Source organism: Paraburkholderia phymatum (genome assembly GCF_038900715.1).
Classification (GTDB): domain Bacteria; phylum Pseudomonadota; class Gammaproteobacteria; order Burkholderiales; family Burkholderiaceae; genus Paraburkholderia; species Paraburkholderia phymatum_A.
The window spans coordinates 277357-303648 of record NZ_JAYMRZ010000003.1 but is presented as its reverse complement, the minus strand read 5'-3'; the positions used below and the strand labels follow the sequence as shown (position 1 = coordinate 303648).

Genomic DNA, 26292 nt, shown 5'->3' with positions numbered 1-26292 from the left:
GTGTGTTCCTGCCGTTTAGTGCTTGAGCACGTACATGTCTTGCGAAGCGCGCATGTCGAGATAGTTGGTCGACGTGTATCCGCCTACGTACGGCTTCACGAGACGCGCCGCCGAGTACTGGAACAGCGGAATCATCGGATAGTCGTTCATCGCGAGGTCATGCGCCTGCGTGAGCAATGCGGTGCGCCGTTTGTCGTCCGTCTGCTGGTTCGCCTGGTCGATCAGTGCGTCCACCTTCGGATTGCAGTAGTGCTGGTCGTTTTGCACGCTGCCGCAGCGGATCAGGTCGAAATACGACATCGCGTCGTTGTAGTCGACGAACCAGCCGTCGCGCGACGCCTGCACCTTGCCATCGTGACGCTGCTTGAGCAGCACCTTGTACTCGACGTTCTCCAGCTTCGCGTTCACACCGAGTTTGGTGCGCCATTCGGAGGTCACGAAGAGCGCGACCTTCTTGTGCAGATCGTTCGTGTTGTACGTGAAGGTGAACACGAGCGGCTTCGCATCGGAGTAGCCCGCTTCCTTCAGCAGATTGCGCGCGTAGTCGACGCGCTTCGCCATCGGCCACGACGCCCATTCGGGTTTGTAGACAGCCGCGCCTTCTGTGCCCTTCGAGATCAGGCCGTACATCGGCAGTTCGCCGCTCGACGTGAGCTTGGACGTCAGCAGATCGCGATCGATGACCATCGACAGCGCCTCGCGCACGCGCTTGTCCTTGAAGACGGGCTCGTCGTTATTGAGGCTGTAGTAGTACGTCGCGATCTGCAGCCCTTTCTGCAACTGCTGGCCGAACTGCTTGTCGACCTGATTGAAAACGCCGGAAGGAATCGTGTAGGTGTAGTCGAACTGGCCTGCCTGATACATGCGCATCGACGTCTCATCGCTTTCGATCGGCAGATAGGTGACCTTCGTGATCGCCACCTTCGGCGCGTTCCAGTAGTTGCCGTTCTTCGCGATGACGAGGCGGTTGTTCGGCTGCCAGTCCGAAAGTGCGAATGGGCCATTGCCGACGAAGTTCGCGGGACGCGTCCAGTCGTTGCCAAACTTCGTGACGATGGCTTTGTCGACGGGCGCCATCGTCGCCATCGCCGTCAGTTGCGGGAAGAACGCAGCGGGCACTTCCGTCTTCACTTCGAGCGTGTACGGATCGATCGCGCGCACGCCGAGGCTCGTCACCGGCGCCTTGCCCGCGATGATCTGCTTCGCGTTCTTCACGAACTCGACGAGCACCGTGTACTTCGAGCCCGTCTTCGGATCGACGACGCGTTGCCACGAATAAACGAAGTCCGCTGCCGTGACGGGCTGACCGTTGCTCCACTTCGCGTCGTGACGCAGCTTGAAGACCCACGTATCGGGCGCCGTGCGCGTCCACGACTGCGCGACACCGGGGACGATCGCGCCCGCTGCATCGATGCGCGTGAGGCCTTCGAACAGGTCGAGGCCGATCGTGTTGCCCGTCCACGATTCGATGTGCGCGGGGTCAAGCGATTCGGTTTCGCCGGGCACCTGGCGTGTCAGTTCCTGGCTCGCGGCGAGTGTCGCGCCGGGCGGAATCACGACGGCCGATGCGTTTTGCTGAAGTGTAAGGACGAGCGCGGTCAGCGCCGTCGCGTAGACGTACGTTGTTTTCATGATTGAGGTCGCAGAAAGAGTCGGGAGAGGAGCGCGAGCGGCACGGATGCCGCTAACGGTTATCCGCGTGATGTGGACCGGGGTGGCCCTTGCTCGGTGTACGGCATAGAGGATTCCTTACAATTATTATTACAGGCATCCTTCACCGCCGATTCATCGCGCTCCCCGACATGCGGAAGCGCTTCCAACCAGGATTGAATGCCTGCCTTCTAAAACAGCCTCGGCGTACCGACCCAGACGACCACCGACTCTTTCCGGGCCGTATTCGCCCAGCTATGCGGCACCGTCGATTCGTAATGCGCGCTGTCTCCCGCGCGCAGCACGAAGGTCTTGCCTTCCAGCGTCAACGACACTTGCCCTTCGATGACGTAGATAAACTCTTCGCCGGCATGCGTCGTGACTTCGGAACGCTTTTGCCCGGGTGGCATCCTCACGAGGATTGCTTCCAACTGACGGCCCCCCGACAGATTGGTCATCCGGGCAAACAGATTCGCCGAGTCTGCGAAACCAAAAAACTTCAGCTCGTTTGCGCGACACACCGAACGCTCTTCGCTCGGCGTATCGACGAAGTACTGCACCTTGACACCCAACGCATGCGCAATTCCCGCCAGCGACGTGATGGACGGCGATGCGAGTCCGCGCTCGACCTGTGACAGAAACGGCTTCGAAATGCCTGCTGCCGTCGCCGTTTCATCGAGCGTGCGCTTAAGCCTTTGCCGCAGCGCGCGGATCTTGCTCCCCAGTGCAAGTGCCGTGTCCTTCTCAAGTGTCGTGACCATAACAAAACCAAATTAGTCCGTCAAAATTAGTTTGATATAAGCAAATCTTGTTAGATGCTGCGCCGCGCGCGTTCTGTCTCGAAGCCGTTGACGACGCATCGACGCCGCTCTTGTGCGTACTTAATTTCGAGAAAGCACTCTATGTTGCCAGATCGCAAGGTACGTCCATCGGATTCGCATTAGACGACTCGATCTGCATAAGGAATGCGCGTTAATTTCGATGAAAGCTTGAGTGCGTTTTAGTGCGGATCTCAGTGAATTCCCGAAGCGACAAGACGCTTGCTGATGCGCAAAATCGCTACCTCGCGCGCTTCGGCCTTGCAGGGCCGATCCGCCAGCACTTCCGCTTGCAGCGATCCTGCGGCGGTCTCTTGATCGGTACGTCCTGACCGGGCTGCCACCGATAACCGAAGGTGAACACGCATGTCGATCCATTCCACAGACTTTCCTGCCGTCTTTCTTCCGCCATCGCATCTGTCGCGCACGAGTGTCCAGAACGGCCCGCAAAAACGGTCCGGGCGCACGATGCTTTATCATTGAGCCTTCGTCACGCGGTCTTTTCGCGTTGACGGCCTCCCGCTGAAGTCCTGGTTGTTCCGTTTTCGACGCGGACCGCAACGTCCGTCGCTCGTATCGCACTGAACCGTCGTCGGATGCCGCATTGCGCATCGGCCACGGCAAGTCATCGACGATCTCCAGTTTTTCCAGCTTCGCCACGTGGCATGGCGTCGTATCGACGCGTGCGCGCGCGGCTGCTTTTGCATGAATTCGAGGAACACATGAACTCACCCGTATCCCAGACCCGGTCGTTTTCGACCGTCTTTCTCATCGAGATGTGGGAGCGCTTCGGCTACTACGGCATGGCGGCACTGCTCGTGCTGTTCATGATCGACAAGCTCGGTTTCGACGACAGCCACGCGAATCTCACGTGGGGCGCGTTCGCGGCGCTCGTGTATGCGTCGCCGTCGATCGGCGGCTGGATCGGCGACAAGGTTCTCGGCGCGCGCCGCTCGATGATCTTCGGCGCGCTCGTGCTCGCGGCCGGCTATCTGATGCTCGCGCTGCCGAACGACAGCCTCGACTACATGTATGCGTCGCTCGGCGTGATCGTGGTCGGCAACGGCCTCTTCAAGTCGAACGCGGCGAATCTCGTGCGCCGCATTTACGAAGGCGACGACGCGCGCATCGACAGCGCGTTCACGATCTATTACATGGCGGTGAATATCGGCTCGACGGTGTCGATGCTCGCGACGCCGTGGATCAAGGATCATTGGGGCTGGCATACGGCGTTTGCCGTCTGCTGCGGCGGCATGCTGATCGGCGTGATCAACTATTTCCTGATGTTCCGCACGCTGTCGCATGTCGGTTCCGCGCCGGATGCCGAACCCGTGCGCTGGATGCGCGTGCTGGCCGTCGCGCTCGGCGGCATCGCGCTCGGCACGGCGACGATGTTCGTGTTGCAGCACAAGGCGATCGCCGTCGCATGCGTGTACACGGCGGGCGTCGCGATTCTGGCGATCTTCGCGTACATGCTGCTCAAGTGCGAGCGCTCCGAGCGTTCGGGCCTGCTCGCCGCGCTGATTCTCGTGTTGCAGGTGATCCTGTTCTTCGTGTTCTATCAACAGATGTCGACGTCGCTGACGCTCTTCGCGCTGCGCAACGTCGATCCGACGTTCTCGCTTTTCGGCTCGCATCTGTTCACGTGGAGCGCCGCGCAGTTCCAGGCGCTGAACCCGATCTGGATCATGCTGCTGAGCCCGATTCTCGCGACGCTGTATACGAAGCTCGCGAAAAACGGCAAGGACGTGCCCGTCGCGGCGAAGTACGCATTCGGCTTCGCGGTGGTCGCGGCAGGCTTTTTCGTCTATGCATGGAGCGGCAGCTTCGCGGTGAATGGCCGGGTGTCGTCGTGGTGGATGGTCGGCGGCTACGGGCTGTACTCGCTGGGCGAACTGCTGGTGAGCGGCCTCGGTCTCGCGATGATCGCGCGCTACGTGCCCGCTCGGATGAGCGGCTTCATGATGGGCGCGTATTTCGTGGCCACGGGAGTCTCGCAGTATCTGGGCAGCGTCGTCGCGAATCTGGCGAAGATGCCGGCCGGCGATCTCGATCCGATGACTTCGCTGCCGCTATATACGAAGCTCTTCACCGAACTCGGCTGGCTCGCGGCGTTCGGCGCCGTGGTCGCGATCCTGCTGTTGCCGCTGATGGGCAAGCTGTCGCGCGCGCATCATCGCTGCGCCGAGGAAGCGCGGGAAAATTCGCGCAAGGCGGGGGCGATGGCCGTTTCGGCGCAATGACGCCGCGGCCCTGCGGGGCCGTTCGGTTTTAGTGAATTTCAGAAGGCGCGCCGTTGGGCGCGCCTTTTGTTTTTGCGCGGCGCCTGTGGACGAATCAGCCGATACCCGTCGCGGACCCGGCCGCCGATTCCCACGGTAAGCTTGCAAAAACACAGCAAGCGAAGCAACGGGACCACATGGACATCCACATCGCCGTCGAGGGCCGCCACGATCTCGCCGGGCAGATCTACCGGCAACTGCGGGCGGGGATCATCGAAGGCCGCCTTGCGGGCGGCACGCAACTGCCGTCGACGCGCGATCTCGCGACACAACTCGGCGTGTCGCGCAAGACGACGCTCGACGTATTCGAGCGCCTGCTCGCCGAGGGCTTCCTGAACGCGCGCGCGGGCTCGGGCACGTTCGTCGCCGAAGGATTGCAGCGCCTGCCCGCCGAACGTTCGGCGCATGCGCGCGCCGCGCATGACGCGCTCGGCGCCCAAGGCACGCCGGGCGCGCACGGCGTGCATGGCATGCATGGCATGCATGGCACAAGCGCGGCTGCGCAGTCCAGCGCCCGCGCGCAGCCGGTGTGGTCCGCCGTGCCCGAAGTGCTCGGTCCGCAGCCGACGCTCGGCGGGTCATTCGAGTTTATCGGCGGCATCACCGACAAGTCCCATTTTCCGTTCGACGTCTGGCGCCGCTGCGTGAATCACGCGCTGCGCGTGCAGTCGCGCGGACGCGGCATCTATCGCGATGCCGCCGGCGAACAGGAGCTGCGGCTTGCGATTTCGCGCTATCTCGCGTTCAGCCGTGCGGTTGCGAGCAACTGGGAGGACGTCATCGTGACGCAGGGCGCGCAGCATGCGCTCGATCTGATCGCGCGCGTCACGCTGCGTCCCGGCGACGTCGCCGTTATCGAAGATCCTGGCTATCCGCCCGCGCGCGCGTGTCTGACGGCCGTGGGCGCGAGGGTCGTGCCCGTGCCCGTCGATGCCGACGGCCTGATCGTCAGCAAGCTGCCGAAGAACGCGCGCCTCGTCTACGTGACGCCGTCGCATCAGTTTCCGCTCGGCATGCCGATGAGTCTTGCGCGGCGCGTCGAACTGCTCGAATGGGCGCAGCAACGCGACGCCGTCATCATCGAAGACGACTACGACTGCGAATACCGCTTCGAAGGCCGGCCGATGGAGCCTTTGAAAAGCCTCGATCGCGCGGGCCTCGTCGCCTACGTGGGAACGTTTTCGAAGACGATCTTCCCCGAGCTGCGCGTTGGTTACACGGTGCCGCCCGCGTCGCTGTTCGACACGCTGAAGAAGGCGAGGCAGATCGGCGACTGGCATGGCTGCTCGCTGACCCAGACGGCGCTGGGCAGTTTCATGCTGAACGGCGACTTCGCGAAGCACGTCAAGCGCATGCACAAACTCTACGCCGCGCGTCGCGCGTGCCTGCTCGCTCATCTTCAAGGCGGCCTCGCGCGCTGGTTCGAGCCGATCGTGCCGGCGGCGGGTATTCACCTGGTCGCGATGCTCAAGGCGCCGATCACGGAGGCAGCCGTGATCGAAGCCGCGCGCGACGAGTCGATTGCGTTGCACGGGCTCGCGCCTTTCTTCGTCCGCGCGAAACAGCGGCCGGGGTTCATCTTCGGCTATGGCGGCATCGAGGCGGAGCATATCGACGCGGCGCTCACGAAGCTCGCAAAGCTGATGCCGCGTGTCGAATCAAGGACTTGAGTCTCGACGATTCGCGCTGGACAGGTGTGTCGAATTCGCTTGCCGTTCACGTTTACCCCTTAAAAAAAGGCGTGAAATGCGCGAGCTAGTCTGCGCCGCGCAACAAACCGTAACCGTTACACACAAAAGATTCGCTCAGAAACCAAAAGCGCTTGTAGAATCCGGCCTTGAAGCGTGTGCATATCGCGTGCGCTTCTCGCTTTTACTGAACCCTAGAGGTAGGAGAAACATGGCGACTTCCGCAAAAAAGGTAGCCAAGAAGGCTGCTACGGTACCGACCAAGAAGGTTGCTGCAAAGAAAGCTGCTGCTCCCGCAAAGAAAGTCACGGCTAAGAAGGTCGCCGTGAAGGCGTCCGGCGCTCCGTCGCCGATCAAGGACACCTTCACGAAGGCCTCGCTGGCTGCACACGTTGCGGAGCGTGCAGGCGTCGAGCCGAAGTCGGCGAAGGCAGTTCTGGCTGCTCTCGAAGACACGATCCTCGGTTCGGTTCACAAGAAGGGCGCCGGCGAATTCACGCTGTCGGGTCTTCTGAAGATCGTCGTTCAGGCTGTTCCGGCGAAGAAGAAGCGCTTCGGCAAGGACCCGTTCACGGGTGAAGAGCGCTGGTTCCCGGCCAAGCCGGCAAGCGTGCGCATCAAGGCACGCGCGCTGAAGAAGCTGAAGGACGCAGCAGCAGCGTAATCGATGTCGACGGCAGCGGCGCAAACCGCTGCCGCGTTCATCCCGATCCCCGCAACGCGCAAGCGTGCGGGGATTTTTTTGTCTGCACGTATTCGTCACTGCATCGTCCCTGCACCGCGTCACATTCCCAAAGACGGTTCGCGTCTGCATCGAATCGAGCCGCGCGCGCGACGCCACGCACTTTAGTGGCGCATCGCGTACCGCCGCGCTACGATGGCGTCGAGTCGTCTGCCCATCGCGTGCGCGCTTCGAGTGCATTCGCTGCGCGCCGCGCGTGTAAAGCAAATGGCATAACGCTTGCTTGAACGTGATCGACAACCGAATGCGCAGCGCATTCGCCTTCGATCCGACAAAAAGAGTGGGGCGTGACATGCGATGCTATGACGAGATGCGTCATCACGATGACGCCGTGCGGCCGCATTATCAGCGGTTCGAACGCTGGCTCGTGCAGCAGGGCAACGAAGCGATCGCGAGAAAGCGGGCTGAAGCCGATCTCCTGTTTCGCCGGGTCGGCATCACGTTCGCGGTCAACGGCGATCTGTCCGGCACCGAGCGCCTCATCCCGTTCGATCTGATTCCGCGCATCATCCCGCGCGGCGAGTGGCAGACGCTCGAAGCGGGACTGCGGCAGCGCGTGCAGGCGCTCAATCTCTTCATCCACGACGTCTATCACGAGCGCAAGATCGTGCGTGCGGGCGTCGTGCCCGCCGATCAGGTCTACACCAACGCGCAATACCGGCCGGAGATGCAGGGCGTCGACGTGCCGCTCGGCGTCTATGCGCACATCGCGGGCGTCGATGTCGTGCGCGCCGGCGAAAACGGCGACTTCTACGTGCTCGAAGACAACCTGCGCGTGCCGTCGGGTGTCTCGTACATGCTGGAGAACCGCAAGATGATGATGCGGCTCTTCCCCGAACTCTTCGTGCAGAACCGCATCGCGCCCGTCGCGCATTATCCAGACCTGTTGCTCGACACGCTGCGCTCCGTGGCGCCCGTGGGCGTCGACGATCCCGTCGTCGTGGTGCTGACGCCCGGCATGTACAACTCCGCTTACTTCGAGCACACGTTCCTCGCGCAGCAGATGGGCGTCGAGCTGGTGGAAGGCAAGGACCTGTTCGTCGACGACAACTACGTGTTCATGCGCACGACGCAGGGGCCGCGACGCGTCGATGTGATCTACCGGCGCGTCGACGACGACTTTCTCGATCCGCTCGCGTTCCGTCCGGAATCGGCGCTGGGGGTGCCGGGCCTGTTGACGTCGTATCGCGCGGGCCGCGTGGCGCTCGCGAACGCGATGGGCACGGGCATCGCCGACGACAAGTCGATCTACCCGTATGTGCCCGAGATGATCGAGTTCTATCTGGGCGAAAAGCCGATCCTGAACAACGTGCCGACTTACCAGTGCCGCAAGCCGGACGATCTCGCGTACACGCTCGCGCATCTGCCGGAACTCGTCGTCAAGGAAGTGCACGGCGCGGGCGGTTACGGGATGCTGGTCGGGCCGGCGTCGACGTCGGCGGAAATCGAGGCGTTCCGCCAGCGGCTGATCGAGAAGCCCGCGGGCTACATCGCGCAGCCGACGCTCGCGCTGTCCGCGTGCCCGACGTTCGTCGAAGCGGGCATTGCGCCGCGCCATATCGATCTGCGTCCGTTCGTGCTGTCGGGCAAGACGGTGACGATGTGCGCGGGCGGGCTCACGCGCGTCGCGTTGCAGGAGGGCTCGCTCGTCGTCAACTCATCGCAGGGGGGCGGCACGAAAGACACCTGGATGGTCGACTGACCGCATTCGACCGATGTTCCGAAGAGCGGGCGTCCGCCGATCGCGACGGACGCCGCGCGAAAAGCGGGCAACCCGGCGCGCTCCCCATCACGCTGAACGAAAGCGCGCCCTATCAACACGGAAAGCCGACATGCTGAGCCGCACCGCCGATCATCTGTTCTGGATGGCCCGTTACATGGAGCGCGCCGAGAACACCGCGCGCATGCTCGACATCAACCTGAAAGCGCAACTGCTGCCGCAGACGCCCGAGCAGGAAGAGCGCGCTCAGCGTTCGGTGCTGCGCATCTCCGAGCTGGAAGACGCGTTCTCGCAGCGCCATTCGGAGCCGACGCGCGAAAACGTGCTCGATTTCATGGTCGCCGATCCTGCGAATCCGTCGAGCATTCATGCGTGCCTGCAGGCGGCGCGCGAGAACGCGCGCGCGGTGCGCGGCACGCTCACGACCGAGTGGTGGGAAACGATCAACGACACGTGGCTCGAATTCAACGAGCGCACGCGCCACGGCCAGGTGGCGAGCAATCCCGCCGCGCTCTTCGAATGGGTGAAGTTCCGCTCGCATCTGTCGCGCGGCGTGACGATCGGCACGGCGTTGCAGGACGACGCGTTCTTTTTCACGCAACTCGGCACCTTCCTCGAGCGCGCGGACAACACGGCGCGAATTCTCGACGTGCGTTTCGCCGACGCCGAGCCGAATTCGCGCGAGGCCGCGCGTCAGCTCGAAGACTTCTATTACTGGACGTCGATTCTGAGTTCGGTGTCGGCGCTGGAAATCTACCGCAAGGTGTATCGCGATGTCGTGACGCCCGCACGCGTGGTCGAGCTGATGATCCTCAACTCGCAGATGCCGCGCTCGCTGCTGGCGTCGCTCGAAGGCGTCTGCGAGAACCTCGCGATGTTGCGCACGCAAGGCTCGAACCAGTGCGAGCGCTTCGCGGGCAAACTGCGCGCCGAGTTGCTTTACGCGGATATCCGGCAGATCTTCGAAGCCGGCCTGCATGCGTGGCTCACGCAGTTCCTTGCCCGCGTGTTCGAACTCGGCAACATGGTCGCGCGGACCTATCTGATGCTGCCTGTTGCATGACGGAGTCTCCTCAATGTTTCTCTCGATCCGCCACGACACGTCCTACCGTTACGAATCGACGGTCCATTATTCGATCCAGCAGTTGCGCCTCACGCCGTCGAGCGGTGCTTCGCAGGTCGTGCGGCGCTGGACGCTCGATGCGCCCGGCAAGCTCGACTCGACCTTCGACGCCTACGGCAACGTGCTGCATACGCTCGTGCTGAACAAGCCGCACGACGAGATTCGCGTGCACGTATCCGGCGAAATCGACACTTTTCCGCTGATCGACGGGCGGCTCGGCGATGGCGCGGGCGCGATTCCGCTCGAGCATTTCACGTGCGCGACGCGGCTGACCGAGTGCGATTCCGCGATTCGCGATCTGGCTGCGTCGGCGCCATCGCTCGACAGGCCGGCGGCGCTGATCGCGCTGGCGGAGAAGATCGTCGATCGCGTGACGTTCGAGCCGGGAGTAACGGGCGTGGCGAGCACGGCGTCGCAGGCGCTCGCGCTCGGCAAGGGCGTCTGCCAGGATCACGCGCACCTGATGCTCGCGTGCTGCCGCGCGCGCGGCCTGCCGGCGCGCTACGTGAGCGGCTATATCGAACCCGGCGACATCGAGCATGCGGCGAGTCACGCGTGGGTCGACGTGTGGCTCGCGGGCCTGGGCTGGATTTCCGTCGATGTGACGCATGCAGCGTTCGCGAGCGAGATGTATTGCCGGCTCGCGGCGGCGCGCGATTACGAAGCGGCCTCGCCTGTGCGCGGACGGAGGATTGGCGGGCTGGAAGAGACGCTCGATGTGTCGGTTGCGGTGAAGGGGCAGGTGGGGCAGTAGGGGCGTGCGGGTCGCCGTCCCTGCTTTGTGCGTCGATTTCTGCTCGCAGAACTTGTCGCATAGACACTTCCCCGGCGAGTTGGCGCAGGAGTTTCGCGCCCTCAATCGGTAGACAGACCACCTAGTGGAAGCCAGTCGACACCGGCGACGTTCGAGTCACCGTTTGTTTCGCGAAGCCAGCCGAATACGGAAGGCGGATCGTTCGTGTGCGATCCGGAAGGCGTCGAAGACGATCTGCGCACGAAATCGCCGCGCTGCCAGACGCCCGTCGACGGCATGCCGGCGGCGCCAAGTTGCGGGGCAAGCGCCGTATGCAAGATCAGATTTGCACCGGCGGGTCCAAAAAGAACATTGCCGATCGCCGCGGACGCATATCGGGAAGTGGGAGGATCAATCGAAATCTCGATACGCGCAAATGCCGCTCGTGCCGGCGGAACGACGTGCTGCGAGTGGATAGTGACCGTGGTCCCGCTTTGCAGAAAGCCGTACCCGTTCGTGGGCGTAACGCCGCCAAGCAGGAAAACGCCCGAATTCGGTCCATCGCCGATCAGATGCCTGTCCTTGTCATGGAACGTAGCGACAATGTTGACGTCGCCACCGGTGGGTGCGCCGCTTTGGCGGAGTTCGACGTGTACGTCAACTGAGAAGTCGTAGCACGTGGTCGCGTCGACGTCCACAAACCACGAGATACAGTTGTGCGCGTCAAGCGTTGCGCCGTACATCCATTGACCGCCGCGCTGGACCGCCGATGCAAAACCTGCGCGGCAATCGGCATCGTCCGAAACGTTCAGTATGTAAGACGCCGGGATGCGACGTCTGCCAAGTTCAGCCGTGAAATCGGGTAACAGGCTCGTCACCGCTTCGACGCGCGATGAGAACGCAAACGTTTCGTGACCGCACCTTATTTTCGAAACGCCGGTGATATTGCGCAGAGAGTAAAGGCGACGATCATAGGCCGCAGTGGTATTGCCGGCGGGATTGGTTGTCGCGTCGCGTAACTGGTCGGCGTAGCTCAGCGTCAGCTGCTTTTCATGAATGCCACGGCCAATGTCGAAGCCGTCAATATCGATAGTTGTGCCTTGTCCGATGACCCGTATGAGTTCCGCCACGCCGTTCAACGCGGTGTCAGGCGAAACGTTTTCGCCGTTGCTGTTGCGGATGCGCAAAGTTCCTTGCGTGGTTCTCAGCGATGCAACCCCCCCGATCAAATAGCAATGGTCGAGATAAATGTTGGAGCCTCCGGAGTCGGTTTCTTCGTGAATGGCATAAGTATTGACGGTGGAGATTGAAGGTGCGGACAGCAGTGAGTTGCGAAACATCACATCGCCCGCATTGGCAAAGCGAATCGTGTGAAGTGCTTTTGTATTGACGTTGTCGAACACGCAAGTATCGAATTCGATATTCACGCTTTGCTGTCGTCCCACTTCGAGCGCAACACATTGCTCGACGAGCGATTGCCCCCGGCTGTCCTTGACTGTCGCCGGGCTCCACGTACCATCAGCGAATTCCACGACTTCCGAGCGGAACTCGCAACTGGCGATACGCATCTGTGCGAAATCCACATTCAGCTCGATACCGCCCGAATCCGGATCGATTTCGATGCCGTGGTGTCTGCTGTTTTCATATCGTCGTACTACCCCGGCGGAAAAGCACACGGCGACATACCGTATGTCGACCTCTTGCAACATATTCCGCCAGCACGTTCCTTTGCAGACGATGCCGAAGAATGGCGTGTGAGTCGATCCACCCAGGTACTTGCGGCCGCCAGCTAGTGTGAGGCGCTGCAGTCCAATGAAGCCTTCGAGAATGATCATTGCCTTGCGAGCGACCGTGAGCGGAATGTTGCTGGCCCAGATTAACCAGGTGGAGTGGGGGCCGTCGCCTGTCAACGTGACGGCGATCACGTTGTTTGCAATATCGCCTTCGGTACTGGCGTACCGATGCGACAGTTCGAGGGTGTCGCTGAGTAAATATTGCCCAGCAGGAAGATAGACATTTCTTCCGGCAGGAAATGCGTGCGCAACTGCGGCACGGATTGCAGCCGTGTCGTCGGTTCGTCCGTCTCCGCGCGCGCCGAATTTCCTGACATCGACGGGATCGCCATGGCTCGATGTAACGCTAGCCGCCAACGAATCGGTCGAACTCATACAACGCGCTTCCCAGCGCGACGTGGTGCTGCCGGCGCGCTTCGTCTGCTCGCGCAACGTTGTATGCGCTGCCTCGCGATTCGAAGATGGCCCTTCAGCATGCCCCGGAACCGCGAGCGAACAACTGGCCAGACACACCTTGAGCGCGTCTCTTCTGGTGGGCAATTGGGACTCTCCGATTAAGCTCGTCCAGGACTATTTGACTGACCCTTCCAACGCCGACTTCGATCGGCAGTATCAAGCATAGCCGCGCTGATTTTCTAAAAACTGAAGGACTGGCCGCTTCGCGGTTCTTAACCCGCCAACATGTTGGCAGCATCGGTCAAGGAAAGCTATCGGGCGACCCGATGTGAATATCATCGACCGCGTGTGTGCAATGAGGAGCAAATAGCTCCGTGCGCAGCACGAGAATGACTGTGTCCTGGGGTGAAGCGCCTGTTCTGCGGCGCTCAATACTAAGCGCTGCGGAAACCGGGAAACCAACACGCTATGAGCCAACCCATTGATATACGTCGACACCAACCGGGCTACGATGATGGAACCCAGTTTATAGACCAATTATCGTGGCTCGCGGAAAACTGGCGGCTCGTTTCGGCCGTAGCGTCGATCGTGTTTGCATTGGGCCTCGCGTACGCGTGCTTTACTGCACCCGTTTATCGTTCAGACGCCGTCATTCAGGTCGAAGGCGGTGGACCTTCCGAACGGGAGCGAGATCGCGAGAGAATTGGACGAGTCGAGGAGATCTTTAACTCCAGCGGAAAAACAACTGCCGACACGGAAATGGAGTTGATGCGCTCGCGGCTCGTCATTTCGGAAGCCGTAAGCGATCTGCGACTTTACATCCACGTTTCCCCGCGCTATTTCCCGCTTATCGGTAAAAAGTGGGCCTCGCAAGACAGCGACGACGAGTTGGCTGCGCCCGTTCTGGGGCTCTCACGATACGCATGGGGTGGCGAGAAGATTACTGTTTCGCGTTTCGACGTTCCGCGCGCATTTGAAGGTCGCGAATTCGTTCTGATTGCGCGAGGCGACGAGCTATTTGATCTGGAAGGTCCGGACGGGAAATTACTCGGGAGCGGCAGAGTCGGCCAGATCTTGCGCGTTGACACCGCGAAGGGGCCAATTGAACTTCAGGTGGGTACACTGATCGCGACACCTCACTGCCAGTTCAAGCTCCGGCGCGACTCCACACTCGAAACCATCAACGGGCTTCAACAGGCACTTTTCGTGACCGAGAAGACGAAAGAGACTGGCGTCGTATCGCTGTCTCTTGACGGTTCCGATCCAACGCAGATCACGCGCGTCGTTAATGCGTTGGCGGATGAATACATTCGTCAGAATGTGCAGCGCAGGTCTGCGGAAGCACGCCGTTCGCTCGACTTCCTGGATACTCAACTGCCCATTTTGCGCAGCGACCTGGAACGCGCCGAAGAACGGTACAACGCATTTCGCAATCAGAATGGCACGATTGATCTAAGCGAAGAAGGGCGCCAACTCGTGAAGGAAGGTGCAGACAATCGCGCGAAGACGATCGCACTCGAACAGCAACGAGCCGAAATCCTGCAGCACTTCACTGCATCGGCCCCGTCAATTTCAACGATCGATAAACAGATCGCACTGTTGAAGCAGGAACAATTTCGACTGGCAGAACGCGTGGCGCATCTTCCCGATACCGAACAAAACGTGCTGCGCCTGCAGCGCGACGTACGCGTGAATAACGAGCTTTACACGAGCATGTTGAACAACGCTCAACAGTTGAGGGTGATCGAAGCGGGTCAGTTAGGCAGTGCCCGGCTCGTGGACCGTGCAATGGTGCCGGAAAAACCCATCAAGCCAAAACGCGGACTGATTATCACGATCGCAGTGTCGTTGGGGCTGCTTGCGGGCGTTGTAGTTGCCAAAGCGCGCACGCTGTTCGTTGAGCATGCGGACCGCTCACGTGAGATCGAGCGCGCGGCGGGACTACCCGTATTCGCCGTCGTACCTCGCAGCACGCGTCAGAAGCAGATCCAGCGACGCGCCCGTGGGAGCAATGCTATCGAACGGGTCCTCGCGCTCAATGCGCCTCAGGATGAGGCCATCGAAAGTCTTCGTGGGTTGAGAGTGGCGTTGCAAGGTACAATCGATATAGAAGTGAACGAACGCAACATCGTGATGATTACAGGGCTTCGCACGGGTGCGGGCAAGTCATTCCTGTCCGTGAATTTCGCGGCTGTATCCGCTGTCGCGGGCCGACGCGTGCTGTTGATCGACGCGGACATGCGTTGCGGAAATCTTCACGCGAACTTCGGGGTTGAACAGCGCGCAGGACTGACGGACGCGCTTGCAGGGCATCCTGTCGCGGGACTCATCCATCAAGGCGTAATGCCGGGCGTCGATTTCCTGAGTAGAGGCTCGCTCTATGTATCGCCCGATGAGATGCTGCTTCGGCCCTCAGCAAAACGCACGTTCGAAGAGCTGGCCAGTCACTACGACCTGGTTATTGTCGATACGCCTCCCGTACTCGCCGTGACGGACGCAATGCTGATCGGCAAGTTCGCGACTGTAAATCTGCTTGCCATACGGAATGGAGCGCACTCCGATGAGGAGATAGCGGAAATCAATAAACGGCTCAAGCAAGCCGGTGTTGAACTCGATGGCATTCTTGTAACGGATGTTCGCCGCAGTGCAAAGGGATACGCGACGGGTTACTCCCGCTATTACACGTATTCAGGTGGTTCCGTCACCGATCATGCTTGACCGTGCCCGTATTTGGTTGAGCGTAACCACATAACAATAATCACCAACATTCATTTTAATGTTGTCGCCAGGCGTGGCGTGCGCGGTTGAGTGCCATGCCGACGGAAAACCTGTTTTAACTGATCGGTGTCGGCTTGCGAAGCCGACACTTCGATGCCGCAGGGGCGAGATGAAACGAGCAATCTACAGGATTTCGATGGGGCTAGGCGCGAATGCTTTCGGCCAGGCCGTCACGATCGCAATTCAATTGCTGTCGTTACCCATCTTCCTGCATTTCTGGAGCATTTCGCTGTACGGCGAGTGGCTGATGCTGTCTGCCATACCTGCTTATATGTCTGCGATGGACGTCGGAATTCTATCTGTCGGCATGAACAAGATGACCATTCTTGCTGCTGGTGGCGACGTCCGCGCGGCCGAACGCGTTTTTCACAGTTTGCTGGCGTTCGCACTATTTGCGATCGCTGTCGCGGGTGCAATCGTGCTTCCCGGGCTCTGGCTTTTCACGTTTGGAGACACTGGGTCGGAGGTCGAGCATCGACTGACACTGTCGATGCTGCTCATTACCTCGCTGATGTGCGTATTTTGTGGGCTTTTCGAAGCCGTTTTTCGCGCGAGCGATGAATACGCGAAGGGCATCATTGCCTTGAATTTGGCCCGTCTGAGTGAATGGATCGGTAGCATAGTCGGGCTCGTAGTGGGCCGATCGTTGTTTGACGTTGGGCTTGGACTGCTATGCGGACGTCTACTTGCCAACTTGCTGACCTGGATTTATGTGATTCGCCGCTACAGGGATTATCGCTGGAATACGCGCGGAGCAAGCCGTACCGAACTGACTGGGATGATTTTGCCGGGATTGTCCTATTTGTCATTGCCTGCCGCCAACGCGTTGAGCCTGCAAGGCATGGTGTTGCTGGTGGGGACGATGTTCGGCACACCGACACTTGCCGTATTCAGTGCCTATCGAACCCTGTCCCGAGTCGGATTTCAGGCTGTTAACATGCTGAGCCGTGTGCTTTGGCCCGAGTTTTCACGCCGGTACGGGGAGCGCGCTTACGGGACGATGCAAAAGCTATATCGATACGGTACGTTTGCGACCTTGACCGCCTCACTGGTAGCCGCATTGATATTGTATTTTGCCTCGCCGGTCATCCTCTCGATCTGGACGCACGGAAAGATCGCTTACATTCCAACTCTTTTCAACATTCTTTTACTTGTCACAGCGTTTTCAGGCGTCTGGCAAATTGGATTGATTCTGCTCACAGCGGTAAATCAGTTAGGCCATGTGTCAATGATCTATGTTACGGCGTCCGCATTTAGCCTGGCGGTGGCGTATATCGCGGGACGATGGACCGGTGTAGAAGGCACGTCTTTCGCCATGCTTATTACAGAACTCATCATGGCATCGACGTGCTTTATATACGTCAGGCAGTTTTTTGGTCGATACCAGGCGACTCATGAGGTAGGTCTGGCTACTCCCTGAACGGACAGCTGCAAATATAGAAATATTTTTAGTTGGTTAACGCGTTAAGTGAAGGTTTGCATTTAATAGTTAGTATGACGAATTGAATGGGCTGGCCATGCACAAGGTGATCGTGTCGAATGGTGTGTTCCGGTTTCATCTGGTTTCTGCCGCCGTTGAAGCCGCGCGGCGGGGGGCGCTCGACCTGTTTCTCACGGGAGCGTATCCAACTGGCAGATTGATGGAACCGGTAGCCAGACGGATTGCCGCACTGTGCCCACCCGTGGCGAGATTTCTCGATCGCGCAAGCACAGGATTACCCGATTCCAAGGTGAGATCGGTCTGGTTAGCCGAATTGTTTATCCAGTCCGGTGTCGCGTGCGGAAAGCTGTTGGGCCTTCACGATATCAACAACCGACTGCAAAGCTTGGGACTTCAGCTATACGGCTGGCTTGCGCGTCGCCCGATTGCGCGGAGTAAGGCGCAGATCTATCACTATCGGGCGGGATATGGTGGCAGTTCGGTACATCTTGCAAAGCGCATGGGCATGCTATGTCTTTGCGATCACTCGATCGTGAGTCCGTTGGTACTCGAGTTCATGGTCGATAACGGCGGACGTGTCCCAACACCGGATCTGATCGCCGAATCGAAACTGTCGCCCATGTGGAAGCGGGTATTGGCGGATATTGAAGCGGCAGATCACGTGCTAGTCAATTCCGAGTTGGTGCGCACGACGCTGATTTCGGATCGCACGCACAAGGACAAGATTAGCGTCGTTTATCAAGGACTGGACGAAAAGTTCGTCGACTGTGTTCCTAAGGTGCAGCCCGCCGAAGCCAGTCATATTCTCTTTGCCGGCGAAGTATCCAGGCGAAAGGGGTTCGACCTGATCATTGCGGCATTGGAAGCAATGCCTCCAGAGGACTGGGTGCTAACGGTTGCGGGTGGCATCAACGAGAAAGAGCGGCATATTTATCAAGGTTTCCTTTCTCGCCCCAATGTGAACCACCTGGGGTTCATTTCCCGGCAGAAGTTGGGTGAATTGATGTCGGCGACACCGATATTTCTTTTCCCGTCTTTGGCCGAGGGTTCTGCGCGTGTTGTTTTTGAAGCGCTCGCTTGCGGATGCTATGTGATCACGACGCCCAATGCCGGAAGCGTCGTTGAGGACGGCGTGCATGGCGCACTGGTGCCACCCGGCGATGCGGCAGCACTTCGAGTGGCGATTGCGAAGGCGCTGCGTGCTCCATCGGTGGTGCGAGAGATCGGTGCACGAAATCGCGTATTCGTGCGTAGTCGATACAGCCAGGCTACGTACGGTGATCAACTGGATGCGCTGTATCGGCGGCTACTTGCCGATCATCATAAGCGCCGCACCGAAAACATAGAAACAGACTCCATTTCCTGACGTCGTTTCAAACGGGACTCGAGGCCGTTGGTTGGTATCGATCGTCCGAAACCGATGATTTACGTACGGGAGAACGCTGGTGAACAGGATTTCCGTGGTGACGATTTCCTTCAACAAGGGGAAATATCTGCGCCGATGCATCGATTCCGTCCTGTCGCAAGACGGCGTACCTATCGAGATGATCGTCGTAGACCCTGGCAGCACAGATGGCAGTCGCGACATTATCGATTCGTATGGAGACAGCGTCGTTCGGGTTTACGAACCAGATAGAGGACCAGCCGACGGGTTGAATAACGGCTTCAGGAAGGCAACGGGGCAAATCTATTGCTTTGTGAATGCCGACGACTTTCTGCTTCCCAGATCACTCCGTTTCGTCAGTGGGTTCTTCGATCGGGAACCGGCTGTCGACGTGTTGCACGGGGGAGGATACATTGCCGATCAGGAAGACGCGCTTATCCGGCGATATTTTCCGTCCTCATTTGGTAAGCGGTTTTTCGCCTATCAGGCGATGAATCTGTTTCAGCAGGGTTATTTCTTTCGCGCGTCCGTATACGAGGAAGCGGGCGGGTTTAACGAGAGCAATCGAATCTGTTGGGATGCCGAGCTTTTTCTGCGCTTCAAGCTCCAAGGGCGACGGTTCTACGGCATATCACGACCACTTGGCGCGTTCCGCCGTTACGCAGAAACGATCACAGGAGGCCCCGAATACATGCGAAATCTCGACAACGAATATGTGCGCCTGTTTGCGGACGCAATGGGCAGAGAGCGTCAAGCGTTCGATAAACGAGTCGGTCATCTGCTGTGGGGACCAAAGCAACTTACGATCTTGTTCATCCTGCTTCGTTCGAAGGTTAGAGGTTATGCATAAGCGGAAACGGCCGCGCGATTAGTGAGGCACCTGCTCGGCTTCCGTGATGAACACCTCCGCCGCTGAAAACAGCTTGTCCTGAAGGAAATTGAAATGAAGATTGCCTACGTCACGCCTTATGACGCACACGATCCCAATGCATGGTCGGGTGCGGGCTATCAGATCCCTCGTGCGCTTGCCAGCGCAGGCGCGGAAATTGTCAATATCGGCAGTCTTCGCAAAGCGCCAGATGCGCCCGCACTGGTGCGCGCGCTGTGGGCAAGGCTGGGAGGGAATCTTCATCAGTTGGAGCGCGAGCCATCGGTAGTGCGGTCCTATTCGGAACAGGCAAGCCGGAGACTACGGGAACTCGATGTGGACCTGGTGCTCTCGCCCGGCGCGATCGCTGTCACCTATTTGAAGACCCAAGTACCGAAGATCATCTGGACCGATACGAGCTTTGGCGGCATCGTCGACTATTACCCCGAGTTCGACAAGATGACGGCACGTAACAGGCGCGACGGCGACATGCTTGAAAGGATCTCGCTGAAGGCGTGCGATCTGGCCGTATTCACTTCCGATTGGGCGGCGAAACGTGCCATATCGCTGTACGCGCTAGAGCCGTCGAACGTGCGCGTCATTCCGTTCGGTTCCAACTTCTCAAGCGGACTGGGAGAGTCAACAGTTCGAAGCCTTTCAGTAGATCGCTTGCGTTGTGATGAAATAAGGCTACTTTTTGTCGGCGTCGCCTGGGAAAGAAAGAACGGCGAGTTTGCGTTGGCAGTAACCGAAAACCTGCGCAGCCGCGGCGTTAAAGCGTTCATCGATATCATTGGATGCAGGCCGGGCGCAAAACGCGAGTGGGCGACGGAATACGGGTTTCTGTCCAGCAGTGACGAGTCACAGGCGAGTACCGTTCGAACCTGTTTTGCGCGCGCGACGTTCCTTATTCATCCCGCTGTCGCAGAATGCAATGCGAACGTGTTTTCGGAAGCGTGTTCTTTTGGCGTCCCAATTCTTGCGAATAAGACGGGTGGAATACCTACTTCAGTCCTACCCGGAGTTAACGGGAACCTCTTTGCGTTGGACGATTCACCGGAAGTATGGGCGGATTACATCGTGAATACGTTGCGTGAGCGCGATAAATATCTACGCTTGTGCGTTGGCGCATTCCAGCAGTATTCAACGAGGCTGAACTGGTCGGCGGCTGGCTCAGCGATGCTGGAAGTCATGAAACGATTGGTGTCGACTTACCGCCCGCATGCCAACGATGCCCCTGTGGCGCGCGTCGTGACTTCATTGGGATGATGAACCGGGATTGCATCGGGACACCGGCCCAACCACTACGGAGCGAAAGGAGAGGTGATGCTTACGGGGCGATACCCTATATCGCTGAAGATCTGGATGTGGATCGAACGACATACAACACGGCGGACATTTGACCAGTCGCTAATGGACGCCGAGCTCGATTCAGATTTCATCGTTCTGTTCAACGGCAGGCCCGGTGTGGCTGCGTTGTGGAATATGTTGCTGCGTCGGGAGACACCACACATCCAGGTTGTGGAGAAATGCCCGAACAAAACGGTGCATCGCGTGCTAGCGGAATCCTACGTTGCGTTGCCAGCAAAGGATTTTTTTTGCATATCGCTTGAACAATGTATGCGTCGCTGCAAGACGCTGTTGCTTCGCGCGCGAGATCCGGGTATCGCACGCCGCGATAGGGGCGTAGTCGCCGAAGCAATACCGGACGCCGTCGATCATGTGTCCGCAGGCGAGGTTTTGCGTTTCGGCGCGCGTCATCTGTTCAATAGGGGAAGGCGCAAAGTGACCGCTCTCCTCTACCGTGAAGAGCATTGGACGCTCGCCACGCAACGGTTCGAGCATGATCAAAGCGAGCGGATGTTGATGAAGTTGGGTCTTCATCTAGAAGAGTCGCTGCCGACTGCCCTGTGGGAACTGGATTGGCACCATCTGCCCGAACGCGACGATCACTTCTATGCCGATCCTTTTCTATGGAAGGATGAATCAGGGCAATACCATCTGTTCTTCGAAGAACTGTCTTATGAAGAAAATCGTGGCGTTATCAGCCACGTAATGCTCGACTCTTTGGGGAAGCGATTCATCGACGCGCCGAAAGTCGTGCTTCGCCAACCCTATCACCTTTCATATCCTTTTTTGTTTCAGTATGGCGGCGCGATCTTCATGATTCCGGAGACGTCGGCAAACAGGACCATAGAGGTGTATCGCGCTTCGCAGTTTCCCATCACCTGGGTACTGCACAAGATCCTGCTCGATGATGTCATAGCTGCCGATACGACACTCTTTCAGGACGGCGTCACGTGGTGGATGTGGACCAGTGTCGCCAAACATGGAGAGCCGAACTACGACGAGCTGTCTCTCTACTACGCCGATACCCCTTTTGGGCCTTGGACGCCGCATCCGCTAAACCCCGTCGTGTCAGATTGCCGGTCGGCAAGAATGGCGGGAAACGTCTTCAGGGATCGACGGAACAGATTGATCCGTCCGGCTCAGGATTGCGAGCACAGTTACGGTGGCGCTATACGTTTTTGCGAGATTACCGAGCTTACCAGGACGACATACGCGGAGCGCATTTGGCGCAACGGGGAGCCACCAGAAGGCTTCGACGGCGTGCACACCTGGAACAGGACGGGCGATCTTGCGGTAATCGACGTAAAAAGAAGGTTGAGCCGCTGGATGAAACCGCGGAAACGGCTTTTCACACCCTCGAGGAAGGGCCATGAGAATAGCGATCTTGTGCTTCGGCCGCCTTGGGCGGGGCGGAATGGAAACGGTGATAGCGCGCGTTCTGGCTGAGATAACCCGACAGGGGCATAAGGGCAAACTTTTTCTGTTGGGCGGATCAATGCATGAGGGCTGGCTGCAAGGTCTGGATCATTGCGTGATCGGAACCCCGCGCGAACGCCGCTGGAAACGCTACCTCAAATATGCACTTCAATCTGCGATCGTCTTGCGGCGGTTCAAGCCCGATGTTCTTCTGTGCGCCGATGGTGCAGCACTAAAAATTGCGCGACCGATAAGATCACTCTTCTTATCCGAGGCACCGATAGGTGCGTGGTTTCATGAGGCGCTAGAACGTGCGCACGTATCGGAACTTCGCGCAGCGGACTTTCATCTGTGCATCAACACGGCCAACGAGAGGTTGATCGCGAACGCTGCCGAATTGCAAGGGCAGTGCACCTATCTCGTACATAATCCAGTCGATGTAACGGAGAACTCGCGTGAGATAGTTCGTCCGCATGCGGAGAGCCGTTTTTTGTATGTCGGTCGCCTGACATACGAATATCCGAAAAATATCAAGGATCTCGTTATTGCACTCGCGCGTGTCGGCGGAGCGTGGAAGGCAACGATCGTAGGAGATGGACCCGACCGCGAAAGACTGATGAACTGTGCAATTCAGTACGGCGTGGCGGATCGGATCGAATGGCAAGGATGGAAGGCCGATCCTTGGGAGAACATTCAGTCCGCTTCTGCGCTCGTTTTGACGTCGAGCTTTGAAGGGTTCCCAATGGTTTTATCAGAAGCGATGGCGAGGGGACTGCCATGTGTCAGTTCTGACTGCGCGGGTGCTCGCGACATCGTGAAAACAGGTGTCAACGGCTGGCTTTATAGAGCCGGTCGGGTGGAAGAGTTGGCCCTAATATTGGAAGGCGTCGTGAAGGGCGATCGCCAGCTTCCCGAAGGTTCGGCAGTGCGTGCGTCCGTGTTGAAATTTGATTCCAGCAACGTCGTCAAGGGAATCATCGATGCGTGCGCAGCCGAATGTACCCGCCGTAAGGATTTGCGCGGGCTTACGCAGTGAGCGCTTGTCCGCACCAAATCTTATAGACAGCCGTGTAACTGGTTGATGTTGACATTGATTTGAGCGGCCAAATGATGGTCGTTTTCAGCCGACCATCTTCAACGATCAGACGTTTTCAATTGATGCCTTCCTGAAATGTTCTGATTCGGTTACATATCACATCCTGAAAAGCGGCGCTAAAACGCCTAACGCGACCGGATTTTATTGCCGTTGCGATAGGCCGTCATTTTTTCTTGTTGGCGGCTAAATGCTGGCCAATTTTGGAGCCTAAGCTTATCTGCAAAAATATCCGTGCCGGTTTCGGCGCTATAGATTTTTTATAGAATCTGTTAGCGTTACTGGTATGGAGATGCATCGTTATGAAATCGAAAACAAGAAAACATAATAATAATAATTGACTTGCGATTCGAGCGCCGAGGTTTTTTAATCCTGCTTCGTCAACGATTTTTGTGTCTTACTTGTGAACATCGGCTAAATAGCCGCGTGGCGTGTCGCGCGAGTCCCGGGGTGAGTTCACTGTCGGAGCGATCGTAGGAAAGTGTAGTTGGTCTTCTCCTTAGAAGCTTTTCATTGCTTCCGTCGTTGAAAAACGTCCGGAACTCTCGGGCAGCGTTCTCTATGGGTGATTTTCGATTTGAAATCGTGAGACTTCTGGTCCGATGTACGTCTCATTTACCCACCGCGGTTGCGCAGAGCTAAGGCGTAGCGTGCTGAGAGGTCCGCGCCTGTTTGGCGTATCGATCTGTTTGACCGCGCATTAGATACGAGGAAGCCAGAATGAACAAGTTTGAGAAAACGAGCCTTGCTGAGATGTCCGAGGATCTGGGCTCACTGCGGAACGCTTCGTCGGTTGTTCCGATTCGAATGTCGGCGCATGCGGGCGCTACTCCTGTTCGCTCCGACATTGCCCGGCAGCTTCACTTGATCGACAGGGTTGCAGCCAAGCAAGTGCCTGTATTTACTTCCAAAGGAGCGCATGGTCTCCGGTTGTTGCTTCAGCCTCTTACTTTTGATCTGCTCGCTTCGGTCGCCGGGCATGGGCCGCCGCCATATGAACTGATCGCAACTGGATGGGTGTACATGGATGGAGACGTTGAACCAGCTTGCAGTCAAGCCATTGAAATTCATTTCCGGTTCAAGGATCCGGGGGCTCGGATGCACCGGGACTCGCCAGAAGAAGGACTGGGGATCGACGAAAAGATTCACGCGTCTGCAACTTGGCTCAAGTCGAACCTGGAGAATGTGATTACCGTATCCGATGCGGCGCGTACTGTTGCAATGAGCGAGCGCAATTTCTTGCGCCGTTTTCGTCAGCAGCTCGGTGTGACGCCATCCGAATATCTACTGTGCGCCAGGCTTGAAAAAACCTGTCAATTGCTGATTGAAAGTCAGTTGCCTGTTGACAAGATTGCGAGGAGATGCGGTATGACGTGTGGCACCCGGCTCGCAAAAATTTTCCGAAAGCGGTTTGGAATGCCACCAACCGAATATCGTTTGCGCTACGGAACGAGATCGTACGCGCGCCCCGACGCCTGAATCGATTTCTGTTTGTGCGCCTGTTAAGCGCCCGCGCGCAACTGCGCGCGGGTAGGTCATGTTGAACTCATGCAGACAGGAGTCGTTCGTGGCCCAATCTACGCTTGACAGAGGTATGACGTTCTCGCGCGGAATGGGACGAATGCCGCTGATCTCCATGTTCGTGGGCTTCGACCTCGCCATTCTGCTGGCCGTCGATGCGGCATTAGGCGCTGTTTTCAGCATTCTTTTTCCGTTGTGTATGTTCATTTCAGTGGCGTGTCGTTATCGGTCATTGCTCGACTACAGAGTGGTATATCTCTTCGCGCTCACTGCATGGTCATTCACGCATTGTTACGGCATCCTCGTCCTGCTTTTTCAGGACGGTTTCCAGCTTCAACGCTACACCAGTGCATTGACGATTTATGGCTACGGCGTCCTTCTTTCGACGTTGCTTGTACTGTTCTTCTGGAAGAAGAACGTAGTAGTTGTATACCCGAACAAGAATTTTTTTGACAAAGGACCTGGACAACTGGCGTTCTCCATGTTCGTCCTCACTAGCTTTGCCTATGCCGCGGCCGTACAACTCGATCTGTCGTCGCTGCCTTTGGCTTCGATGTTCGGCTCATTCATGCTGGTGGCGTTCGCGGCGACCCAGCTTGGCTATGCGAATCAGCGGCGATGGGTTGCGCTAACTGTCGCGTGCGGATATGCAAGCGCGGTGTATTCAGTGGGGGCTGCGAATCGTACCAGTATGCTCGTACCCATGGTTGTCACGGGACTCGCTCTGCTCGTCACCTGTCCTCGTTTGAATGGACGAGTCTTGTCAGTCCGCACTGCGTTGGTGGCCGCTGGAATCCTGCTGATAGCCCTATTAGCCGACTGGCAAAAACAAATGAAAATGTCGCTTTTCGAAGCGTTGTCCGGCGACATGAGAGCGGTACCGGACTTCGTATCTTCCGTAACGAACAGCAACTATATGGCACATGCGGACGCGACGCTCGACTATCTGAGCTACGTTCAATACGTCATCGATCACCATCTCTATCACCACGGATACTGGTTCATGCAGGTTGCGAGTTCGTTCACACCACGTATCCTCTTTCCCGATAAGCCGAATTTCGACATATCGGCTATCCTTTATGAAGCCCATGTGGTGAAGGCGCCGATGTACTTCGACTTTCTATTTGATCGAATCATCGATTCGGGGCTATTCGGAATACTGATTTATAACCTTGGTTATTTGTTGCTCACATCGGTTGCTTATCGTATGTACGCTCGTGTCAAGATTGACAGTCCTCTGGGCATAGAGTGCGGCCTGTACCTTGCTTCGCTCACCACGCTTTATCTCGTGATGCGCGGTCCGATCATCCTGATTGCGTGGTTTTATCTGTTTCCGATGGTGACTATCGGCGTGCTGCACATTGTCACGAGGATCATGCGAAGAACAAGGATGCGCACTATAGCGCGCCGCATACAGAATGCGGGTTATTTCTTGATCGACACAAAGCAAAAGCGCTCGCGAAGGCTACACAGCTAGCCATCGTCACCATGAGCAT

The 26292-nt window shown here is 58.1% G+C and carries 19 protein-coding genes; 15 read left to right on the top strand and 4 right to left on the bottom strand.

Annotation, left to right across the window (positions count from 1 at the left end):
* Positions 1–15: 15 nt before the first annotated feature.
* The 3 genes from VSR68_RS07665 to VSR68_RS07655 all read right to left on the bottom strand — a co-directional run bounded on the left by VSR68_RS07665 (position 16) and on the right by VSR68_RS07655 (position 2851).
* On the bottom strand, positions 16–1632 hold the full coding sequence (locus VSR68_RS07665) for a peptide ABC transporter substrate-binding protein (RefSeq protein ID WP_342939243.1): 1617 nt from the start codon (positions 1630–1632) through the stop codon (positions 16–18).
* Between the two features lie 209 nt (positions 1633–1841).
* The gene (locus tag VSR68_RS07660) at positions 1842–2411 is read right to left on the bottom strand and encodes a cupin domain-containing protein (protein WP_342939242.1); all 570 of its coding nucleotides are present in this window, start codon (positions 2409–2411) and stop codon (positions 1842–1844) included.
* A 251-nt stretch (positions 2412–2662) separates the two neighbouring features.
* The gene (locus tag VSR68_RS07655) at positions 2663–2851 is read right to left on the bottom strand and encodes a hypothetical protein (protein ID WP_342939241.1); all 189 of its coding nucleotides are present in this window, start codon (positions 2849–2851) and stop codon (positions 2663–2665) included.
* Between the two features lie 339 nt (positions 2852–3190).
* On the opposite strand from VSR68_RS07655, the gene VSR68_RS07650 reads away from it, so the two are divergent.
* The 6 genes from VSR68_RS07650 (at position 3191) to VSR68_RS07625 (ending at position 10777) form a co-directional block, all read left to right on the top strand.
* On the top strand, positions 3191–4711 hold the full coding sequence (locus tag VSR68_RS07650) for an oligopeptide:H+ symporter (RefSeq protein ID WP_342939240.1): 1521 nt from the start codon (positions 3191–3193) through the stop codon (positions 4709–4711).
* Between the two features lie 176 nt (positions 4712–4887).
* Complete coding sequence (locus tag VSR68_RS07645) at positions 4888–6420, top strand: PLP-dependent aminotransferase family protein (RefSeq protein WP_342939239.1); 1533 nt, start codon at positions 4888–4890, stop codon at positions 6418–6420.
* A 229-nt stretch (positions 6421–6649) separates the two neighbouring features.
* Positions 6650–7102: an HU family DNA-binding protein gene (locus VSR68_RS07640; RefSeq protein ID WP_054919981.1), complete on the top strand. Its 453-nt coding sequence runs from the start codon at positions 6650–6652 to the stop codon at positions 7100–7102.
* 370 nt (positions 7103–7472) lie between these two features.
* Positions 7473–8882 carry a circularly permuted type 2 ATP-grasp protein gene (locus VSR68_RS07635; RefSeq protein ID WP_342939238.1) on the top strand — a complete coding sequence of 470 codons (1410 nt, stop codon included), beginning with the start codon at positions 7473–7475 and terminating at the stop codon, positions 8880–8882.
* 130 nt (positions 8883–9012) lie between these two features.
* The gene (locus tag VSR68_RS07630; RefSeq protein ID WP_342939237.1) at positions 9013–9963 is read left to right on the top strand and encodes an alpha-E domain-containing protein; all 951 of its coding nucleotides are present in this window, start codon (positions 9013–9015) and stop codon (positions 9961–9963) included.
* A gap of 13 nt (positions 9964–9976) precedes the next feature.
* Complete coding sequence (locus VSR68_RS07625) at positions 9977–10777, top strand: transglutaminase family protein (protein ID WP_342939236.1); 801 nt, start codon at positions 9977–9979, stop codon at positions 10775–10777.
* A gap of 101 nt (positions 10778–10878) precedes the next feature.
* Here VSR68_RS07625 and VSR68_RS07620 read toward each other — a convergent pair whose 3' ends face one another.
* Positions 10879–13089 carry a glycosyl hydrolase family 28-related protein gene (locus tag VSR68_RS07620; RefSeq protein WP_342939235.1) on the bottom strand — a complete coding sequence of 737 codons (2211 nt, stop codon included), beginning with the start codon at positions 13087–13089 and terminating at the stop codon, positions 10879–10881.
* Positions 13090–13413: 324 nt separating this feature from the next.
* Between VSR68_RS07620 and VSR68_RS07615 the strand changes: the two genes are divergently transcribed.
* The 9 genes from VSR68_RS07615 (at position 13414) to VSR68_RS07575 (ending at position 26273) form a co-directional block, all read left to right on the top strand.
* Positions 13414–15663, top strand: a complete 2250-nt coding sequence (locus VSR68_RS07615) for a GNVR domain-containing protein (RefSeq protein ID WP_342939234.1) — start codon at positions 13414–13416, stop codon at positions 15661–15663.
* A gap of 169 nt (positions 15664–15832) precedes the next feature.
* Positions 15833–17143: a hypothetical protein gene (locus tag VSR68_RS07610; RefSeq protein ID WP_342939233.1), complete on the top strand. Its 1311-nt coding sequence runs from the start codon at positions 15833–15835 to the stop codon at positions 17141–17143.
* Positions 17144–17240: 97 nt separating this feature from the next.
* Positions 17241–18530 carry a glycosyltransferase family 4 protein gene (locus VSR68_RS07605; RefSeq protein ID WP_342939232.1) on the top strand — a complete coding sequence of 430 codons (1290 nt, stop codon included), beginning with the start codon at positions 17241–17243 and terminating at the stop codon, positions 18528–18530.
* A gap of 79 nt (positions 18531–18609) precedes the next feature.
* Positions 18610–19398: a glycosyltransferase family 2 protein gene (locus VSR68_RS07600; protein WP_342939231.1), complete on the top strand. Its 789-nt coding sequence runs from the start codon at positions 18610–18612 to the stop codon at positions 19396–19398.
* A gap of 93 nt (positions 19399–19491) precedes the next feature.
* Positions 19492–20685, top strand: a complete 1194-nt coding sequence (locus VSR68_RS07595; RefSeq protein WP_342939230.1) for a glycosyltransferase family 4 protein — start codon at positions 19492–19494, stop codon at positions 20683–20685.
* 96 nt (positions 20686–20781) lie between these two features.
* On the top strand, positions 20782–22212 hold the full coding sequence (locus VSR68_RS07590) for a glucosamine inositolphosphorylceramide transferase family protein (RefSeq protein ID WP_342939229.1): 1431 nt from the start codon (positions 20782–20784) through the stop codon (positions 22210–22212).
* Positions 22181–23218, top strand: coding sequence for a glycosyltransferase (locus VSR68_RS07585; protein ID WP_342939228.1), 1038 nt, complete (start codon positions 22181–22183; stop codon positions 23216–23218). The genes VSR68_RS07590 and VSR68_RS07585 overlap by 32 nt, the downstream gene beginning before the upstream one ends.
* Positions 23219–23995: 777 nt before the next feature.
* Positions 23996–24754, top strand: coding sequence for a helix-turn-helix domain-containing protein (locus tag VSR68_RS07580; RefSeq protein ID WP_342939227.1), 759 nt, complete (start codon positions 23996–23998; stop codon positions 24752–24754).
* A gap of 88 nt (positions 24755–24842) precedes the next feature.
* Positions 24843–26273, top strand: a complete 1431-nt coding sequence (locus tag VSR68_RS07575; RefSeq protein WP_342939226.1) for a hypothetical protein — start codon at positions 24843–24845, stop codon at positions 26271–26273.
* Positions 26274–26292: the final 19 nt, after the last annotated feature.

Bases quoted from the DNA above. Each gene is read 5' to 3' on its own strand.
- VSR68_RS07665 (WP_342939243.1), bottom strand. From the start codon at position 1,632: ATGAAAACAACGTACGTCTACGCGACGGCGCTGACCGCGCTCGTCCTT.
- VSR68_RS07610 (WP_342939233.1), top strand. From the start codon at position 15,833: ATGAAACGAGCAATCTACAGGATTTCGATGGGGCTAGGCGCGAATGCT.
- VSR68_RS07630 (WP_342939237.1), top strand. From the start codon at position 9,013: ATGCTGAGCCGCACCGCCGATCATCTGTTCTGGATGGCCCGTTACATG.
- VSR68_RS07585 (WP_342939228.1), top strand. From the start codon at position 22,181: ATGGAAACGGTGATAGCGCGCGTTCTGGCTGAGATAACCCGACAGGGG.
- VSR68_RS07650 (WP_342939240.1), top strand. From the start codon at position 3,191: ATGAACTCACCCGTATCCCAGACCCGGTCGTTTTCGACCGTCTTTCTC.
- VSR68_RS07595 (WP_342939230.1), top strand. From the start codon at position 19,492: ATGAAGATTGCCTACGTCACGCCTTATGACGCACACGATCCCAATGCA.
- VSR68_RS07635 (WP_342939238.1), top strand. From the start codon at position 7,473: ATGCGATGCTATGACGAGATGCGTCATCACGATGACGCCGTGCGGCCG.
- VSR68_RS07625 (WP_342939236.1), top strand. From the start codon at position 9,977: ATGTTTCTCTCGATCCGCCACGACACGTCCTACCGTTACGAATCGACG.
- VSR68_RS07590 (WP_342939229.1), top strand. From the start codon at position 20,782: ATGTGGATCGAACGACATACAACACGGCGGACATTTGACCAGTCGCTA.
- VSR68_RS07605 (WP_342939232.1), top strand. From the start codon at position 17,241: ATGCACAAGGTGATCGTGTCGAATGGTGTGTTCCGGTTTCATCTGGTT.
- VSR68_RS07645 (WP_342939239.1), top strand. From the start codon at position 4,888: ATGGACATCCACATCGCCGTCGAGGGCCGCCACGATCTCGCCGGGCAG.
- VSR68_RS07615 (WP_342939234.1), top strand. From the start codon at position 13,414: ATGAGCCAACCCATTGATATACGTCGACACCAACCGGGCTACGATGAT.
- VSR68_RS07660 (WP_342939242.1), bottom strand. From the start codon at position 2,411: ATGGTCACGACACTTGAGAAGGACACGGCACTTGCACTGGGGAGCAAG.
- VSR68_RS07580 (WP_342939227.1), top strand. From the start codon at position 23,996: ATGAACAAGTTTGAGAAAACGAGCCTTGCTGAGATGTCCGAGGATCTG.
- VSR68_RS07640 (WP_054919981.1), top strand. From the start codon at position 6,650: ATGGCGACTTCCGCAAAAAAGGTAGCCAAGAAGGCTGCTACGGTACCG.